Below are 16,819 nucleotides of genomic sequence, written 5' to 3' on the forward strand. Positions count from 1 at the left end.
CCTGAGGCGGGATCGTCAGCCGACGTACCGGCCCACGCAGTCGGCGAACCTGGTGTCTTCGACCGAGCAGTCATAGGTGAAGTGCTCGGAGCCGCCGTGGCCGGTGGCGAAGTCGTACTCGGCGACCACCCGGCCGGCGGCTCCGGGGCGCACCCCGCGCAGGGCGTACCGCCCTCCCGCCTCGATGACCTCGGGCCCGAGGAAGCGGTCCATGATCTGCGTTCGGCCCTCGTAGATCCTGCCCACGCTGTCGAACCTGGCGTCCCTCGTGAAGGTCTCGGCCACCCGTCCCGCGTCGCCCGCGTTGATCGCCGCGACGAACCGATCGACCAGCGCGCGATGCTCGGCGGGCACGGAAGCCGAGGGCACGGAGGCCGAGGGTGCGGAGGTGGGCGCTGCCGAGGAGTCCGGAGGGGCGGTGGCGCAGGCGCTGAGGAGGACGACCAGGGCGCAGAGGGCGAGGCGAAGGACCTGCATGCGTTCATGCTCCGTCGGCTTGACCGGCGCTGTCCAAGACCTCTCGTCATAACCACCGGTTATGGCCGCCTCTGGTCCTCGGCGTTTACCCGGAGAGCGCCGGGTAGGGGCGGGTCCGAGGGGTGATGGGTGATGGCGCGGAATTTCCGGATCCGGCCGGTAGGCGGCGCGGCCGGCTGCGTGACGATGATCGTCGTCTCCCTGCTGCTGTCCGTCGTCCTGACCGTGCTGGTGAACGTCATCCTGCGATGATGGAAGCGCCCGCGTCTCCCAGGGTCATCTGGCCGGTGATGTATCACCACTGGTCGAACATCACTTTTGTGCACTGGCGCTATCCACGCACTCTCGTCCAGTCGCTGGTCCCCGACTCGCTCACGGTCGAGACCTTCGACGGCGCCGCCTGGGTCGGGCTGACGCCCTTCCTCATGGAGGACGTGCGGATGCCGGGACTCCCCGCCGTGCCGTGGCTGTCGCGCTTCCCCGAGACGAACCTGCGGACGTACGTGCGCGACGCGCGCGGCCGTAGCGGGATCTGGTTCCTCTCGATGGAGGCCGGGCAGCTGCCCGCCGCCCTCGGGGGCCGGGCCGGCTACTGGCTGCCCTACTTCTGGTCGGACATGTCCGTCGAGACCGATGGCGGCCTCTGGCGGTACCGAAGCAGGCGACGCTGGCCGGGCCCGATCGGCGCGCGGTGCGACGGGGACGTGGAGATCGGCGCGGACCTGGCCGAAGGCGAACGGGACGAGCGGGCGCACTTCCTGACCGCCCGGTTCCTCCTGTTCACGCTGGTGGCCGGACGGCTCGCCGCCGCCGAGGTCGAACACCCGCCCTGGCCGCTTCGCCACGCCCGTCTGGCCCGCCTGGACCAGGACCTGCTCCGGGTCGCCGGGCTGCCCGCCCCAGATCACGCTCCCCTGCTGCACGCCTCCCGCGGAGTGCCGGTGCGCGTCGGGATGTGGAGCTGGTGACTCGTCAACGACGGGGCTGACGGAGCCGGCGGCTGTGCGGGCGGATCGCCGGCGGCAGGGTCGGGAGCGTGGCCATCTTGGCGCGCAGGTACTCCTCCGCCAGCCGCCCCACGATCTCCTCGGTCGGTGTGCAACCCACGTGCCGAGCGCGATCGGCCGCCATCGCCACGGTGGTCGCCACCAGCCGGCTCTCGACGGCCGGATAGGCGGCGGACAGCCTCTCCACCAGGGCTCTGTAGTCCTTAGTCCTGCTCAGCATCGTGGCCATGAGTCACCGACTTTCCCTCGAGCTGATGTCGTGCGCACCAGGGCACCGCAACAGGGGGCCGTGGACTCCTCGCCAGCCCGCGGTCCCTGGTCCGCTCTTTGACGATAAGGCTCAGATTTGTGACATAGGGGGAGTTTTGCTGTCTTTTCGGGTGGGCTGGACGAGGCTTTGACAGCCGCCGCCGGTGAGCGCGGCGGCCAGCCGGGCAGCGAGGTCGCGGGCGAAGGCGTCCGTGCCGGGGCCGCGCATCATGAACAACCAGGCGAAGACGGGGCCGACCAGCATGGCGTGCACCAGCTCCAGCGCGGGGAGCTCGTCCAGCTCACCGCGCAGGACCGCCCGTTCGAGCACCGCCGTGACGCAGTCGCGCTGCCGTGCCATGAAGGTCTGCTGGAACCTGACGGTGAGGTCGGGGTCCGCGGTGATGTCGGCGATCAGGCCGGGAACCGTGACCAGCGCGATCGGGTTGCCCATCGTGGCGCGGATGTCGCCGATCAGCGCGGCCAGGTCGGTGGTGAGGGCACCCGTGTCGGCGGGCGTCTCCAGCGCCATCGTGTGGACGGTGGCGGCGTACACCATCTCCTGCTTGGTGGCGTAGCGGCGGTAGATCGCGGCCTTGCCGACCCCGGCCGTGGCGGCGACGGCGTCCATCGTGAGGCGGGCGTAACCGGTCTCGGCGAGCACCTCCCTGGTCGCGGCGAGGATGGACGCGTCGACCCTGGTGTCCCTCGGCCGCCCCGAGCGCTGGCCTTCCGCGCTCACGACGCGACCTGCCGTACCCCTCGACGCCAGATCGCGGCGATCGACCGGGTGTCGGTGATGTCGGCGGTGGGGTCGCCCGCGACGAACGCCTCGGCGTCCTGGGGTCCCCGCACCGCGGGGTACTCACCGAAGACTTCGCGCATGAACTGGGCGGGGTGGCCGCCCTCCGCGTTCGCGCCCACCCCGGCGGTCCGCACGTCGGCGACGTCGTCGCGCTCGGCCGCCTGCGCGCGCAGCGGGGCGAAGTGGCGGGGGACGGAGAACATGTCCAGCTCGGTGGTGATCCCGAACCGCAGCGCCTGGGCCAGGCTGCCGGGGTGGGCGTGCGCGTGGGCGTCGATCAACCCGGGGAGCAGGGTGTGCCCGGCCCCGTCGACCAGGACGTCCCACGTTCCCTCGGGCTCGCCGTCGCTCGCGGTGACGCGGTCGATGAGGTGGTCCCTGATGACGACGTCGGCCCGCGGGGTGACCCCGTCTCCGTCGAAGAGGCGGACGCCGTGGATGAGGGTGGTGGTCATGCCTGCCTCCTGGCGGCGACGAGGAGCATCACGGCCGGCACCCAGAGCAGGATGGCCGGCGACGGCTCGAAGAGGAGCGCAAGGATCGTGCCCCATGCGCCGAGCGTCCATGCCAGGAACGCGGGCGGAGTGACGTCCCTGCGGCCGAGCCAGCCGATCAGAAGACCGAGCAGGAGCAGCGGCAGGCCGAAGGAGCCGATCGTCAGCCAGAAGGCGCCGACGTCGGGAGGGAGCTCGTTCAGGCCGTTGGCGGGGAACCAGAGGCGGCCCGTGAACCAGGCGGGCAGGTACTGGAGGTTGAAGGCGAGGGTGAGAACCAGGTGCAGGGCGCCGAGGAAGGCGGTGATCCGGCCGGCGAGTACGACGTCGCGCCGCCTGGGCAGGACGTTCGTGGTCATGAGCCGCTCCTTACGGAACTGAACGTTTCGGAACTAGCAGTTCCATATATTGGCATAGCGACCCTGAAATGTCGACGTACCATGCCGTACGGTACGCTCGGTCGCGCCCGCCGCAGCGCCCGATGATGCCCGGCATGCCGGAGTGGAACCCGGCGGACGGCCTCGACTGCCTCACGGTGAACGTGTGGACCCCCGACCCCGGCGGCTCGGGCCTGCCGGTGATGGTGTGGATCTACGGCGGCGCGCTCCCGCCGCCCGTCCGGCGGACTGACGCCCCCTGGTAGGGCATACCCCACCGGAGACGTGGGTGGCAGCTGGATTACCGGAGCGCGTGATCTCTTGAAGACTCGGCTCCATGACGATTGATCAGACCGTCCGGCCCGCGACAGGGAGCGACTACGCCCGGCTACTCCAGCGCGTGACGGCGGCGGGGCTGCTGCGGCGGCGGCCCGGCTACTACGCCGCCAGAATGGGGGTGATCGGCGGCCTGTACGCCGCGGGGCTGGCCGCCTTCTTCACGCTGGGGGACTCCTGGTGGCAGCTGCTCGTGGCGGTGTTCTTCGCGATCATGTTCGCCCAGGTGGCCCTGGTCGGGCACGACGTCGCCCACCGCCAGATCTTCCGCACCGCACGACCGAGCAGGATCGCCGGATGGATCGCCGGCAACCTCCTCGTGGGCATGGGCTACGGCTGGTGGATGGACAAGCACACCCGCCACCACGCCAATCCCAACCACGAGGAGCTGGATCCCGACGTCTCCCCTGACATCCTCCTCTGGTCCACGGATCAGGCGCGGGCCAGCCGCGGCCTGCCCAGGTTCATCGGCCGCCGTCAGGCCTTCCTCTTCTATCCGCTGCTCCTGCTGGAGGGCCTGAACCTGCACGCGTCCGGGTTCCGCGCGCTGCTCGACCCGAAGACGAAGCACCGCGCCATGGAGGGGACGCTGCTCGGCCTGCACGTCGTCGGCTACCTCGCCGCGCTGTTCCTGGTGCTCTCGCCGGGCAAGGCGCTCGTCTTCCTCGCCGTCCACCAGGGGCTCTGGGGCGTCTACATGGGATCGGTGTTCGCCCCGGGACACAAGGGCATGCCCACGCTGAAGCCCGGCGAGAAGCTCGACTACCTGCGCCGCCAGGTGCTCACCACCAGAGGGGTGCGCGGGAACCGGTTCGTCGACGTCGCGATGGGCGGGCTGAACTACCAGATCGAGCACCACCTGTTCCCGAACATGCCCACACCCCATCTACGCCACGCGCAGGCCATCGTGCGCGAGCACTGCGCCGAGATCGACGTGCCGTACTACGAGACGGGACTGATCGAGTCGTACCGGCAGCTGCTCCGGCACCTGCACGCTGTGGGTGCGCCGCTTCGCGCGTGACCGCGACGGCGCACCCCGCGCCCGACCGGCTAGCTCACCTTCTCGAACGGCGTCGGCGCCTGGCCCGTCCAGCGGTGCAGCTGGGCGTGGCTGGTCTGCTTGGTCACGCCGTTCTCGGTCACCTGGCCCGCCTTCGACACGTAGAACCGCCCGTCGCCCAGCGAGATCAGGCCGTACTCGGCGCCGAACTCCCAGCCGCGCACACCCGAGGCGGCGTGCTCGATGCCGCCGGGCGCCAGCGAGAGAAGCTGTCCCTCCTCCGGCTCCGGCTGGTCCACGATGGCGGCCTGCCGGGCGGGGACGCTCCCGTCGATCATGTAGAAGGAGTGGTTGGGGAACTGCGGCTTGGCGCCCCTGTACACCCCCATCATCCAGTTGCCGGTGTGGCTGTCGTACTCCAGGTTCTGCACGCCGTACCTGGTGTTGCCGGTGTAGACGAAGTACTTCCCGTCGACGGCCTCGGGGCCGCTGGTGTGCGGGGCGCTCTCGGTGAGCGGCCTCTCGTACTTCTTCCACTGCTCGATGTCGTACTGCAGGAGCACCTGGTGGTCGTTGTCCTGGCGGGAGACGTTGAAGTAGACGCCGTAGGCCACGGTCAGCTTCTGCTTGCCGTTCTTCTTGCCGAACTCGGGGCCGAACGAGACGCCGTCGATGCCGCTGCAGCCGTACCGGTGGTCGGGGGTGTTGGCCACGTTGCCGTCGAACCTGCCGTCGCCGTTCATGTCCGCCACGTAGTCGTCCACCACCTCCTTCAGGTACACCGTCTTCACCACGTCGCTGGACTGCGCGTCCATCCCCATGCTGGTGATCCGGTCGACGTCGAAGACGGCGATGTAGAACGACTCCTGAGCCTTGTACTCCAGGGAGCCGTACACCCGGCCGTCCTTGGCGTTGAAGTCGAGGTCGCCGAGATGCCCGGTGAACCCGGTCACCGATCCCACGGGATTGCCCTGGAGATCGGTCTTGACCAGGAGGTTGGTGAAGGAGAAGTACATGAAGCCCTTGCGCTCGTCGAGCGCGATGCCCTGGACGTGCCCGGCGCTCCACGCCCCGCCGTAGACCTCCTTCGGCAGCTCCACCGGTCTCCCCCGATCCGCCGACGCGGGGGAGGAGAACGCTCCCATCGAGAACGTGGCCGCCACCGCGAGGAACAACAGCTTGCGCATGCTCATACCCGTCTTCCGCTAACGATCAAACCGAAACTAGACGCTATAGCGACCGAATAGCGGCGGTTCCCACAAATTTCTGAACAAGTAGTGAAGTGCGCGAGATATGTGCATGACCGGACCGCCGGCGACCGGCGGTCCGGGTCAGCGTCGGCCGGCCAGGGTCACCGGCTGTGGGCGGCGGCTAGCTGCCCGACCAGGGTGGCGAACGGCATGTCGAGATCGGCGTACACGTCTCCCGCGAGGGGGTGGGCGTTGTCGGCGAGGATCTCGACGGCGAGCGTGGCGTAGTCGCTCACGATGACACCCGCCTGCTGCAGCCGGAGCAGCCCGGTCTCCCGCTTGGTCGCGGAGAAGGTGCCGGAGGCGTCCACGGCGACGTAGGCGCTGTAGCCCGCCGCGGTGGCGGAGATCGCCGGGAACGCCGCGCAGACCTCGAGCGAGACCCCGGCAATGATGATCTTGTCGCGGCCGGTGGCCTCGACGGCGTTCCTGACACGGTCGTCGTGCCAGGCGTTCACCGTGCTGCGGTCGATCACCTCGAGCTTCTCCGGCAGGACGGCCCGCAGCTCGGGAATGAGCGGCCCCCACATGCTGTCCGCCGCGGTGGTCGTGACCACGATGGGCAGGCTCAGGCGCGATGCCGCCTTGGCCAGGCTGGTGACGTTGTGCTTGAGCTCGCTCACCGTGATGTCACGCACGCCGGTGAACAGGCCGATCTGGTGATCGACCAGCAGGAGGGCGGCGTTGTCGGCGGTGAGGGCGTCGTGGAATCGGTTCTGCATTTCTCTTCTTCCTGTTCGCTAGATCGATGACGTTCGAGAGTGGTCTGTCGAGGTGCGCCGGCGCACCGGGCCGCCGATGAGCAGCGCGCCCAGGGCCGAGGCGGCGCCGATGAGGCCGATGCCGCTCCACAGCGTCTCCGGCCCGAGGGGAAGCAGCGCCGTGCCGATCACCGGCGCGAGGACCGCGCCGGCCGACCAGCTCATCCCGGAGACGCCGGCGTAGGTGCCCTGGAGTTCAGGGGAGGCCAGGGCCGCCACGATGGTGGGCAGGGTGCCCGCGATGACGATCTCTCCCGCGGTCCAGACCGCCACCGTGAGCGCGAGGCCGCGCGCGTCGTGCACGAACGCGGTGAGCCCGAAACCGGCCGCCACGACCGCCGTTCCGGCGGCGAGCACGCGGTTGGGGTCCCGCCGGGCCATCCATGCCCCGGTCAGCGGCTGGACGGCGATGATCAGGACGCCGTTGAGCGCCATGGCCAGGCCGAAGCGCGTACGGTCGACGCCCTGCTCGGCCATGGCCAGCGGGAGCGTGGTGAACGCCTGGGCGTACAGCGCGCCGTACCCCGCGGTGACGGCGCAGACCGCGAGCATCAGCCGGTCTCGCAGCACCGCCCGCAGCCTCACCCCGCCGAGCGCCGCCTCGGCCGGGCGCGACTCGGGCACGGCGCGCCACACCACGGCGGCGAAGGCCACCGCGACGGCCGCGTTCACGCCGAACATCCCATGGGCGCCGTGATCGGCGAACCAGCCGCCGGCCACCATCGCGACCGAGTAACCGAGGTTCATCCCCCAGAAGAGCAGCCCGTACGCCCTCGGGCGCAGCGCGGGCGGGACGAGGTCGGCGACCATCGCCTGCGAGGCCGGCCGGTACGACTCGATGGTGAGCCCGAGCAGGAACGCGGTCGCCGCCACGGCGAGGAACCCGCTCGCGGCGCCGAGGACGACCATCGCGGCGGAGGTGGCGAGCATGCCGCCGGTGAGGGTCAGCCGGCGGCCGAGCCGGTCGGTCAGCCATCCGGCGAGCAGGTGCGAGAGCAGCGACCCGACGCCGAAGGCCGTCATGACGGCGCCGGTCTGCCCGAGGGTGAAGCCCTGGACCTGGACCAGGTACACCGACAGGAACGGCTGCACGATCGCGCCGGTGCGGTTGATGACGGTGCCGAGCCAGAGCATCCAGAACGGACGCGGCAACGCCGGCGGGGACGCCCGCGAGGTGAGGACTGCCATGCGGAACATGGTTGACCAGCGGTCGCCCGACCCCTAAATGTTTAATCTGTGGCTGAATCCTCGTTTGCCGAGTTCGACTTCACCTCCGCTGATCTGGCCCGGCTGAGGTTCGCCTTCTCCCCGGTGTCCGAGGCGGTCGCGAGCCTGCGGCTGCTGCAGGACACCGGACGGCACGCGCTGCACCTGCCGTGGATCAGGGCCGTCCGCCCCCGGCTCGCCGAGCTGGACCTGCGGCTGCTGTGCGCGCTGGTCCCACTCGGCCCGTACTTCGTCGACTTCCTGACGCCACCGCCGACCAGCCCCTTGCCGGACATCACCGCCGAGCTGGAGCTCGTCGCCAGGGCCGACCTGGACGAGGCCGTCTCCGAGGCGGCCAGGGTTCCGGCCGCCGACACCCCGGTCATCAGGGACTTCCTCGCCGACCCCGCCGCCGGCGTCGCCCGCGCGGCCGCCGAGCTGCGCCTGTACTGGGACGTGGCGATGGACCGGTTCTGGCCGCAGATCCGAGGGCTGTTCGAGGCGGAGGTGCTGCGTCGCTCCCGGCAGCTGGCCCGCGACGGCGCCGGCGCGATGTTCAACGACCTGCACCCGAACATCACCTGGACCGAAGGGCGCCTGCGCGTGCGGACCCGCGCCTGGCGGCGCAGCGGGCCGCTCGGCGGCGACGGCCTGATCCTGATCCCGAGCGTCTTCCACTGGCCGGACACGACCGTGATGGCGGAGCCGTACCAGCCGAACCTGGTCTACCCGGTGCCCGGCGTCGGCACGGTGTGGTCGCAGGGGGTGGTCCCCACCACCGACGCGCTCGACTCCCTCATCGGCCGGACCCGCGCCCGCATCCTCGTCACTCTCAGCGACGCGGCCACGACGACCATCCTCGCGCGGCGGCTGTCCATGGCGCCCGGCGCGATCAGCCAGCACCTGAAGGTGCTGCGCGAGAGCGGTCTGGTCACCCAGCGCCGCAGCGGTCGCGAGGTGTTCTACGAGCGCTCCCAGCTGGGCGACACGCTCTGCTCGGCCTCGTGAGGCACCGGCCCGGCCGCCCTACCAGATGACGAACTGGCTCTCCGCGCCGCCGCCGTACGCGCTCGTGCCTGTGCGCCGCCACCGCTGGCGTACGTCGAGCTTGGCCCCGGTACGCGGGGCCGTGGCGGTGAACGGGCCGCACGTGACGACCTCGCCCTCGCTCGAAGGGGAGACGCCCGAGCAGATGAAGGGCTGGGAGACGTTCGTCTCGGCGTCGGTGTTGTACAGCTGCACGTGGATGTCCGAAGAGACGGAGACCGATCCCCTGATCCGCCCCATGAGGCGGAACTCATCGCCCACCACGGCTATGCAGGGCGACATCTCGGTGCCCGTACCGGCGCCGGTGGAGATCCAGGAACGGCATCTCCAGTTCGGCTCCGAGTCTTGGCGCTCGGGCTCGGGCGGCTGGCCCTCGTCCGTCAGATCGGTCGGCGCGGGCGTCGACCGCTGGGGCCGGGGAGTCCGGGGGCGCTCCGGCGAGGGCTCGGCGGTACTCGGCCGTCCGGACGGTTCGGAGACGGCCGCCTTCGGCGTACGAATCTTCGGCGGCCGCGCCTTCGGGGACGTCGCGGGCGTGCTCTTCGCCGCACGGGGCGAGGTGGTGTCAGCGGCGGGCGTCGTGGCGCCGGTCTGCCGCTGGATCGACTCGGCCGACGCGACGGCCAGACTCGGCGCGGCCCCGGCGTCCGGCGCCCGCCACGGCGCCACGACGGCCACCGCCGCCGCGCTGGCCACCAGGGCCACGGCCGTCGTCGCGATGACGGCCAGCCGCTGCCCTGACCGCCCGCGCCGGACCGAGGCCACGGTGCCCTCACCGGTCGGGGCCACGGTGCCCTCGCCGGTCGGGGCGGTCCGGATGGGCTCGGGGGCGGGGCCGTCCATCGCGGGCAGGGGCTCTGAGGTGACGGACGGCGCGTCGCCCCTGGTGACGCGAGGCAGCGGGGGCAGTCCCGCCAGCGAGGGCGCCGCCTCGCGCAGCGCCGTCGCCACCTGCCCGGCGCTCGGACGCTGGGCCGGGACCTTCTCGGCGCAGGCGGTGATGATCGGCCACAGGGTCTCCGGCATCCCGGGCAGCCTCCGGGGCATGGCCGTCGCGTGCTGCCTGAGCAGGGCCATGGGATGGTCGCCGACGAACGGCGGGCGCCCGGCGAGCAGCTCGTACAGGATCAGGCCGAGGGCGTAGACGTCGACCGCAGGGGTGGCGGCGCTGCCGTCGGCCACCTCGGGGGAGAGGTACGCGGGCGTGCCGATGATCGAGGTGGTGTGCGTGAGCCCGGGGCCGTGGACGATGCGGGCCACGCCGAAGTCCGTCAGCCGTACCTGTCCGGTGTTCTCCTCGATCAGGACGTTGCCCGGCTTGATGTCGCGGTGCACGACGCCCATGGCGTGCGCGGCCGCCAGCGCGTCGGCGACCTGCGCCATCAGCCGCGCCGCGTCCGCGGGAGGCAGCGTGCCCCGCCGCTGCAGCAGGGCGCGGAGATCGCCGCCGTCGACGAAGTCCATCACGAGGGCGAGGCGCTCTCCCTCGATGACGAAGTCGCGCACGGTGGCGATGTTGGGATGCCGCAGGCTGCGCATCACGTTGCGTTCCTGCACGAACCGCAGGACCAGGTCCTGGTCGCCGGCGAGGCCGTCGCGCAGCAGCTTGACCGCCACGATCTCCGAGGTGTCCCGCCGGCGCGCCCGCCAGACGGTGCCCATCGCGCCGGCGCCGATCTCGTTCAGCAGCACGTACCGGCTACCGAGCGACGCCTCGGACCCGCCCACAGCCATCGTCAGCCTTCCCCCTCCGCCGAACAGACGGAGATCACAATAGTCAGGAAGATCCGGACTATTGGTATCGGGAGCCGCGCCGGTCCCCCAGGCATCGCTTACGCGGCCGTGCCCGTCAGCGCCATGGCACCCCACAGCAGCGCCGTCAGCAGTGCGCCGCCCAGCAGGGCGCGCAGGCGCCCACCCGGAGTGGGGCGCAGCAGCGGGACCAGCGCCACCGCCAGGGCCAGGCCGGCCCAGTCGTGCCAGGGGTGACCCCACTCCACCAGGACGCAGCACTCCTCCGGGGCCGCCGCCAGCAGGGCGAGAACGGCAGGCACCGACTGGCCCTGGATCAGGACGGCCGCGGCCAGGTCCCCTGTCGGCCCCGCGCGCCGCGTCAGGTGGGCCAGCAGCACCCCGGCCAGCGGAAGAACGACCACCCACAGGAGGTGGACGACTCCTGTCACCCAGTCGGAAACAAGCAGCTCGTACGGCGCGGGCAGGCCGCGCAGCAGGTCGGTCGCGGTCATGGCGGCGTAGGCTCCCACGGCCAGCGACAGCCCGCTGATGGCCGCGTGCCCGGCCGTACGGGCCGCCCGCCCGCACGCCACCGCGGCCAGGAAGAGGCCGAAGCGGAAGAACCACGACTCCAGCAGCAGGACGGCCACGCTGTCACGGTCATGAACGAGGCCGGCGAGGACTCCGGCGACGAGCCCCAGCCCCAGTCCGAGCAGGCCCGCCGCCGGCGCGCGCACGGCCCGGCCGGGCGAGGTGGAGGGGCCGGCCTGTTCGATGGGGGGCACCTTGCCAGTATGCGCCAGGGACCCCGCGAGCGGATCTTCAGCGGCCGGAAATCTCCCGGCGATCTCTACTGATATCTCGCGATCTTCTGTGATTCACTGAGCGCGTTCTTTGATCATGACCCCCCACAGGAGAAGAGAACGCCTTGCCCCCCACCTTATTGAGGCGGGCCGCCCTTGCGGGCTGCCTGCTCACGGCGACGCTCGTCGCCGTGCCGTCGCCCGCGGCGCAGGCCGAGCCGGTTCCCCCGGTACCTGTGATCACCGAAGACCCCTACGCCCAGGCGACGCCGCCCGACTACAAGCTGAGCTACGCGTTCAAGGAGGCCGAGCGGCGCGCCGCGGCCAAGCCGGACGCCTACGCCCCGCCGTACATCAGCAGCGGGGTGATCGTGGCCCCCGTGACGACCACGGAGGTCCAGGCCGAGGCGGGCGAGCCCATCGCGCTGCCGCCCCAGATGACGCCCCCCGAGGACGGCACGGGTGATCCCGCGGAGGTCGTCCCGCCGCCCGAGGAGAAGGAGTCGGTGCCGCCGCAGGCCGGCATCGCCGCCCAGTCGCCGCCCGCCGAGGCGGGGCTGTCGGCCGCCGACAAGAGCGCGCGGGAGAGCGCCGCGCCCACCACCGGCCCGGGCGACACCTGGACCGTCCAGCCCAAGGTGAAGCTGGTCAAGTACAGCCTGAACCGGCTGACCGCCATCAAGGACGAGGTCGTCGCGATCTCTCCCGCAGAGCTTCCCGGCGTCGAGAAGGTGACCGCCGCCCTGGTCCAGGCCGAGCACAACCGGGTCATCGTGGAGTCCGCCAACGCCTCCGAGGACTTCCGCGTCGCCCTGGCCACCCGTTACGGCGTGGACGCGGTCGTGGTCAGGCAGGTGCCCGACGAAGGGCTCGACGGGTCGCAGGCCAGGTGGAACGACGGCAGCGTCGGCGGCTTCTACGGCGGCGCCCGCATCGACACCAGCGTCGGTTACTGCACCAACGCCTTCTCGTGGCGTTACGGCGGCTACCAGGCCATGATCACGGCGGGTCACTGCACCTCGCTGAACGGCTCGGTCTCCACGCTGGTGGAATACCAGGGCACCGTGGTCAAGGACACCTGGAACAACCGCACCGGTACCGTGTACATCGACGGCCAGTCCACCTACCGGGGCGACCTGTCCCTGATCAGGCTGGCCGGCGGCAAGACCAGCGCCCCCCGCATCTACGTCGGCTCCAGCACCTCCGGCAGCAGCCGGGCGGTCGCGGGCATGTGGTCGCGCCGGCCCGACTACGGCGACCAGTACTGCACGGGCGGCAGCACCGCGGGCGAGCTGTGCGGCTGGAAGGTCAACGCGCTGCGGATCAACGTCAGGTACAGCGACGGCACCTACGCCAGGAACATGACCAGGGGCTACAAGCAGGGCCAGTGCACCAGGGGCGGCGACTCGGGCGGTCCGATCTACACCGTCAACTCGGCCGGCAAGGTGGTGGCCAAGGGCGTCCACAGCGGCGGCGGCGGTGGCGGCTCCGACGGCTGGGGCGGCGCGTTCGATCCCTGCCGTGAGTACTTCACCGACATCTACGAGGCCTACTACGGCTTCCCCGGCGTCATCGCCACGGGCTGACCCGACCCACGGAAGGGCGGGCCGCCGGACGGGACACCGTCCGGCGGCCCGTTGCCCGCGCGAGCGGGCTCGCTCCAATATCCTCGTACGGGGGAGGCCGTGCTCGAAGGCGTCACCGCCGTGTAGCGGATTCGGGACGTTTCGCCACCACGCATAAGATCCCGGCCATGGATCGCCCAAGCCTGCCGGAACACCTCCAGCTGCTGCTCTCCGACGAACCCGTCCTGGACCTGTACTCCTACGGTCCATGGCGGGTCCCGGACGGCTTGTACGAGCAGGTGCGAGCGCGTGCCCTCGCGCTCAACGACGATCCGGCGGCCGAGGCGCTCGCGGTCGAGCTTCCCGACTTCCTCGCCGAGGACACCACCGTGATCGGCGCGGAGCTGTGGTCCCTGCTGCAGTTCCTCGTCGGCTCGGTCGCGCTGTGCGGCGGGTCCGCGTGTGACATCGCCTACGAGACGATGAGCGATTTCGTCGCGGAGCCGAGGCGGCCCAACCGCGGCTGGACGTGGTCGTCGGCCGACACGCCGTTCCTTCCGCCCGCGTACTGGCTGCTGGACGGCACCGGCGACGATCCCGAGCTGCGTGAGCTCGCGTTCGGGATCGCGCGCAGGTGCCTGGACGTCTTCGAGGGCATCGAGCCGCTCGAACCCCGGCGCAGGGCCCTGATCGCCCTGCACGACCTGCGCGCCGCCGAGCCGGCGCTGGCCAAGGAGGACCTCGTCGCGCCCCTCGAGGCGCTGCCGCGGCTGTGGTCCGAGCGGGCCGACCCCGCGCTGCTGGCCGTCCTGCCCGAGCTGATGGGACCCGCGGGCTACCTGGACTGGGCGTGCTCCGGGTTCCTCGCCGCGCACACCCGTCTCATCGAGAACGTGCAGGGGGCGTCGAGCGCGGGGCCGCTGCCGGGCGCCGACCACCGGTTCGAGCACGAGGTGACGCTGGCGGGTCTGCTGGCGCAGGCCGAGATCAACGAGGTGCCCGCCGAACTGGCCGTGAGCCTGGGCCGGTCGATGCACGCGCGGGTGCAGGCGCTGTTCTCCAGGCTGCGCGAGGGGTTCGACGCCGACGCCTGGCACGCGCTGGTGCGGGCGTGGCTGGCGCGGGGAGTGCTCGCGGGGGAGGCCGACGCCTGCCGCGCCTGGCTTGACATGGCCGTCAGGGTCACCGGCGCCGTCCAGGGACTGCCGGGGCCCGCGGTGAATCCGGAGAGCTCCATCCCCGTCAGCGAGTTCCAACGGGACCTGCGCGTGCTGTGCGAGCCGCGCAGGGCGGTCAACCCGCTGCTCGCCAGGTTCGTCGCGGGCCGTCCCCCGCACACGGACCCGGCCGCCGAGCTGGTCGGCCAGCCGGAGCTGGCCCGCGCCGTCCGCGACGTGGTCGAAGCGCGGTGGCGCGGCGAGAGGGAACCGGCACGGCTGCTGCTGGCCGGCCCCGGCAGCACGGGACGCATGACGGCGGTCGACATCCTGCGGCGCGCGCTCGCCGGAGGCGGCGACCCGCCCGGGGTGGTCCACCTGTCCGACCAGGTCTTCGCCAACATGAACGCCAGCGAGGCCGCGCTGCACGTGCTGTCGCGGACGCACGACCTCGACGCCGGCGATCTGCTGGTGCTGCAGGGACTCGACCGGATCATCGATCACAACCGCTGCGGCGCGGTCGCGCTGGAGGAGCTCCGGTGGCTGCTGCGCCGGCAGCCCGGCCTGCACGTGGTGGCGATCTGCGGGGCGGGCGGCGACCTCAGGCTCACCCGGGCCAACCCCGCCCTGCACAGCGACTTCCGCGTCGTGCGCACCCGCGAGTTCACCGAGGCCGAGCGGGCGGAGCTGTTCCTGCGGGCGATCGCCCGGCGGGGCGCCACGGCCCTCGACGACGCGGCGCGCTCGGCGGCGCGGCTGGCAGGCGTCGGCAACCTCCGCGGCGCCCGCCTCATGGAGCACCTCGCGCAGCACGCCGTCGCCTCCGCCCGGGCTCGCGACGCCGTCCAGGTGGCCGGCGCCGACCTGCCCGTTCATCCCGGACGGCCGCGGGCCGAGCTGGACGCGTGCCTCGGGCTGGAGCAGGTCAAGGCGGAGATCGCGCTCATCACCGCCGAGGCGCGCGCGGCGAAGCTGCGGCGTGACGCCGGGATGTCCGCGCACTCGCGGCCGGCGCACCTGGTGTTCACCGGCCGGCCCGGCACGGGGAAGACGATGGTGGCAGGTGTGCTCGGCCGGATGTTCGCCGATCTCGGGTTGCTCTCCTCGGGGCACCTCGTCACCGTCGACCGCGCCGACCTGGCGGGGCAGCGCGTCGGGGACGCCTCGATCAACGTCGGACGCGCGATCGACCGCGCGCTCGGCGGCGTGCTCTGCGTCGAGGACGCGGGGAACCTCGCCCGCCCCGGCATCGACATCGACAAGGCCCACAGCCGCGACGTCGTCGACGCGCTGCTCGCCGGAGTCCAGGCGCACCAGGAGGATCTGCTCGTCGTCCTGTGCGGGCCGGAGGGAGCGATGAACGGCCTGCTGAAGTCCGCCCCCGAGCTGTCGGCACACTTCCCGAAGATCATGCGCTTCCCCGACCTCACCGGCGACCAGGTCGTCACCCTCTACGAGACCAAGGCCACCGAGGCCGGGTTCACGCTGCGGCCGGGGGTGCTGGCCAAGGTCGGCGAGCTCGTCCGGTCGGCGCGGCCCGACGCGGTGGGCGCCCGCCTGGCGCTCAGCCTGCTGGAGCGGTCGGTGGCCATGCAGTCGCGCCGCGTGCTGGCCGACGGCGTCCTCGACGAGGGCGAGTCGCTGGACGAGATCCTCGTCGAGGACGTGCCCGACACCGTCCGCGCCGCCGTGCGCACCCAGCAGGCGGACGATCCGCTCGCCGCGATCGACGGGCTGATCGGGCTGGAATCGGTCAAGCGCGAGGTACGGCTGCTGGTGGCCGAGGCCGACGCCGACCGGTTGCGCAGGTCGGCGGGCCTGCCGATCGCCTCACCCACCCGGCATCTGGTGTTCACCGGCAACCCGGGCACGGCCAAGACGACCGTCGCCCGGCTGATCGCCTCGGTGTACGCGCGGCTCGGCCTGCTGTCGTCCGGCCACCTGGTCGAGGTCTCCCACGCCGACCTGATCGCGGAGTACATCGGCCAGACCGCGCCCAAGGTACGGGCCGCGGTCGAGAGCGCGCTCGGCGGCGTGCTGTTCGTCGACGAGGCGTACGCGCTCACGCCGGGCGGCTCGCACAACTCGTACGGTCCCGAGGCGATCGCCGAACTGCTGCGGCTGATGGAGGAGCACCGGGACGACCTGGTGGTGATCGTCGCCGGATACGAGAACAGGATGGCGGACTTCCTCGCGGCCAATCCCGGCCTGGCGTCGCGGTTCCCGACCACGGTGCGCTTCTCCGACTACACCGAGGAGGAGCTCGTCGCGATCTTCGAGAGCATGGCGTCGGCCGCCGGGCTCGTCCTGCGCGACGGCGTCCGCGACGAGGTGCGCCGCGCGGTACGGGCGGCCCCGCGTGGAGATTCCTTCGGCAACGGCCGGTTCGTCCGCAACCTCCTCGACCGGGCGATGGCGCTCCAGGCCGAACGCCTGCTGAGCCGGCCCGACCCGGCGAGGGAGGACGTCCGGACGCTGGTGCCGTCGGACATCGCGCCCGGCCCGTCGCCCGAGCCGGAGGAGGGTGGCACCGGTCAGTACCTGTGAAGGT

16 protein-coding genes are annotated in these 16,819 nt (G+C 71.7%); 6 read left to right on the top strand and 10 right to left on the bottom strand.

From position 1 onward, the window contains the following. Positions 1-15: 15 nt before the first annotated feature. A complete protein-coding gene (locus tag H4W81_RS00450; protein WP_192772960.1) occupies positions 16-477 on the bottom strand; it encodes a Cif family virulence factor in 462 nt (153 codons plus the stop codon). A gap of 290 nt (positions 478-767) precedes the next feature. Here H4W81_RS00450 and H4W81_RS00455 point away from each other — a divergent pair, with 290 nt between their 5' ends. Continuing rightward, entirely contained in the window at positions 768-1,445 is a 678-nt protein-coding gene (locus tag H4W81_RS00455) for a YqjF family protein (RefSeq protein WP_225959114.1), read from the top strand. Positions 1,446-1,449: 4 nt separating this feature from the next. Here the strand turns inward: H4W81_RS00455 and H4W81_RS00460 are convergent, their stop codons facing one another. The 4 genes from H4W81_RS00460 to H4W81_RS00475 all read right to left on the bottom strand — a co-directional run bounded on the left by H4W81_RS00460 (position 1,450) and on the right by H4W81_RS00475 (position 3,391). After that, on the bottom strand, positions 1,450-1,713 hold the full coding sequence (locus H4W81_RS00460; RefSeq protein WP_192772962.1) for a hypothetical protein: 264 nt from the start codon (positions 1,711-1,713) through the stop codon (positions 1,450-1,452). 111 nt (positions 1,714-1,824) lie between these two features. After that, positions 1,825-2,475 (bottom strand): TetR/AcrR family transcriptional regulator, encoded by a 651-nt coding sequence (locus H4W81_RS00465; RefSeq protein ID WP_192772963.1) that lies wholly within the window; start codon positions 2,473-2,475, stop codon positions 1,825-1,827. Then, positions 2,472-2,993, bottom strand: coding sequence for a hypothetical protein (locus H4W81_RS00470; protein ID WP_192772964.1), 522 nt, complete (start codon positions 2,991-2,993; stop codon positions 2,472-2,474). The genes H4W81_RS00465 and H4W81_RS00470 overlap by 4 nt, the downstream gene beginning before the upstream one ends. Beyond that, positions 2,990-3,391, bottom strand: a complete 402-nt coding sequence (locus H4W81_RS00475) for a DUF6463 family protein (protein ID WP_192772965.1) — start codon at positions 3,389-3,391, stop codon at positions 2,990-2,992. The genes H4W81_RS00470 and H4W81_RS00475 overlap by 4 nt, the downstream gene beginning before the upstream one ends. A gap of 68 nt (positions 3,392-3,459) precedes the next feature. Here H4W81_RS00475 and H4W81_RS00480 point away from each other — a divergent pair, with 68 nt between their 5' ends. Both H4W81_RS00480 and H4W81_RS00485 read left to right on the top strand, forming a co-directional pair. Beyond that, positions 3,460-3,675 (top strand): carboxylesterase family protein, encoded by a 216-nt coding sequence (locus tag H4W81_RS00480; protein WP_225958368.1) that lies wholly within the window; start codon positions 3,460-3,462, stop codon positions 3,673-3,675. A 71-nt stretch (positions 3,676-3,746) separates the two neighbouring features. After that, positions 3,747-4,766: a fatty acid desaturase family protein gene (locus tag H4W81_RS00485; RefSeq protein WP_192772966.1), complete on the top strand. Its 1,020-nt coding sequence runs from the start codon at positions 3,747-3,749 to the stop codon at positions 4,764-4,766. Positions 4,767-4,795: 29 nt separating this feature from the next. Here H4W81_RS00485 and H4W81_RS00490 read toward each other — a convergent pair whose 3' ends face one another. The 3 genes from H4W81_RS00490 to H4W81_RS00500 all read right to left on the bottom strand — a co-directional run bounded on the left by H4W81_RS00490 (position 4,796) and on the right by H4W81_RS00500 (position 7,944). Further along, positions 4,796-5,938, bottom strand: a complete 1,143-nt coding sequence (locus tag H4W81_RS00490; protein ID WP_192772967.1) for a hypothetical protein — start codon at positions 5,936-5,938, stop codon at positions 4,796-4,798. A 158-nt stretch (positions 5,939-6,096) separates the two neighbouring features. Beyond that, on the bottom strand, positions 6,097-6,717 hold the full coding sequence (locus H4W81_RS00495) for an isochorismatase family protein (protein WP_192772968.1): 621 nt from the start codon (positions 6,715-6,717) through the stop codon (positions 6,097-6,099). Between the two features lie 18 nt (positions 6,718-6,735). Continuing rightward, positions 6,736-7,944, bottom strand: coding sequence for an MFS transporter (locus tag H4W81_RS00500; RefSeq protein ID WP_192772969.1), 1,209 nt, complete (start codon positions 7,942-7,944; stop codon positions 6,736-6,738). A 48-nt stretch (positions 7,945-7,992) separates the two neighbouring features. Between H4W81_RS00500 and H4W81_RS00505 the strand changes: the two genes are divergently transcribed. After that, positions 7,993-8,970, top strand: coding sequence for an ArsR/SmtB family transcription factor (locus H4W81_RS00505; RefSeq protein ID WP_192772970.1), 978 nt, complete (start codon positions 7,993-7,995; stop codon positions 8,968-8,970). Positions 8,971-8,988: 18 nt separating this feature from the next. Here the strand turns inward: H4W81_RS00505 and H4W81_RS00510 are convergent, their stop codons facing one another. Together H4W81_RS00510 and H4W81_RS00515 are read right to left on the bottom strand one after the other, a co-directional pair. Further along, positions 8,989-10,743, bottom strand: coding sequence for a serine/threonine-protein kinase (locus H4W81_RS00510; RefSeq protein ID WP_192772971.1), 1,755 nt, complete (start codon positions 10,741-10,743; stop codon positions 8,989-8,991). A 98-nt stretch (positions 10,744-10,841) separates the two neighbouring features. Continuing rightward, complete coding sequence (locus H4W81_RS00515; RefSeq protein ID WP_192772972.1) at positions 10,842-11,528, bottom strand: hypothetical protein; 687 nt, start codon at positions 11,526-11,528, stop codon at positions 10,842-10,844. A gap of 143 nt (positions 11,529-11,671) precedes the next feature. Between H4W81_RS00515 and H4W81_RS00520 the strand changes: the two genes are divergently transcribed. Both H4W81_RS00520 and H4W81_RS00525 read left to right on the top strand, forming a co-directional pair. Further along, a complete protein-coding gene (locus H4W81_RS00520; RefSeq protein ID WP_192772973.1) occupies positions 11,672-13,132 on the top strand; it encodes a trypsin-like serine protease in 1,461 nt (486 codons plus the stop codon). Between the two features lie 167 nt (positions 13,133-13,299). Further along, complete coding sequence (locus H4W81_RS00525) at positions 13,300-16,815, top strand: AAA family ATPase (protein ID WP_192772974.1); 3,516 nt, start codon at positions 13,300-13,302, stop codon at positions 16,813-16,815. Positions 16,816-16,819 lie beyond the last annotated feature (4 nt).

Origin of the sequence: Nonomuraea africana, from assembly GCF_014873535.1 — a bacterium.
In the GTDB taxonomy this organism is placed as follows: domain Bacteria; phylum Actinomycetota; class Actinomycetes; order Streptosporangiales; family Streptosporangiaceae; genus Nonomuraea; species Nonomuraea africana.

What these genes read in the sequence shown, in the direction of transcription:
- H4W81_RS00455 (WP_225959114.1), top strand. Translation starts at nt 768, where the DNA reads ATGTATCACCACTGGTCGAACATCACTTTTGTGCACTGGCGCTATCCA.
- H4W81_RS00510 (WP_192772971.1), bottom strand. Translation starts at nt 10,743, where the DNA reads ATGGCTGTGGGCGGGTCCGAGGCGTCGCTCGGTAGCCGGTACGTGCTG.
- H4W81_RS00470 (WP_192772964.1), bottom strand. Translation starts at nt 2,993, where the DNA reads ATGACCACCACCCTCATCCACGGCGTCCGCCTCTTCGACGGAGACGGG.
- H4W81_RS00460 (WP_192772962.1), bottom strand. Translation starts at nt 1,713, where the DNA reads ATGGCCACGATGCTGAGCAGGACTAAGGACTACAGAGCCCTGGTGGAG.
- H4W81_RS00485 (WP_192772966.1), top strand. Translation starts at nt 3,747, where the DNA reads ATGACGATTGATCAGACCGTCCGGCCCGCGACAGGGAGCGACTACGCC.
- H4W81_RS00480 (WP_225958368.1), top strand. Translation starts at nt 3,460, where the DNA reads ATGTCGACGTACCATGCCGTACGGTACGCTCGGTCGCGCCCGCCGCAG.
- H4W81_RS00490 (WP_192772967.1), bottom strand. Translation starts at nt 5,938, where the DNA reads ATGAGCATGCGCAAGCTGTTGTTCCTCGCGGTGGCGGCCACGTTCTCG.
- H4W81_RS00500 (WP_192772969.1), bottom strand. Translation starts at nt 7,944, where the DNA reads ATGGCAGTCCTCACCTCGCGGGCGTCCCCGCCGGCGTTGCCGCGTCCG.
- H4W81_RS00495 (WP_192772968.1), bottom strand. Translation starts at nt 6,717, where the DNA reads ATGCAGAACCGATTCCACGACGCCCTCACCGCCGACAACGCCGCCCTC.
- H4W81_RS00525 (WP_192772974.1), top strand. Translation starts at nt 13,300, where the DNA reads ATGGATCGCCCAAGCCTGCCGGAACACCTCCAGCTGCTGCTCTCCGAC.
- H4W81_RS00475 (WP_192772965.1), bottom strand. Translation starts at nt 3,391, where the DNA reads ATGACCACGAACGTCCTGCCCAGGCGGCGCGACGTCGTACTCGCCGGC.
- H4W81_RS00450 (WP_192772960.1), bottom strand. Translation starts at nt 477, where the DNA reads ATGCAGGTCCTTCGCCTCGCCCTCTGCGCCCTGGTCGTCCTCCTCAGC.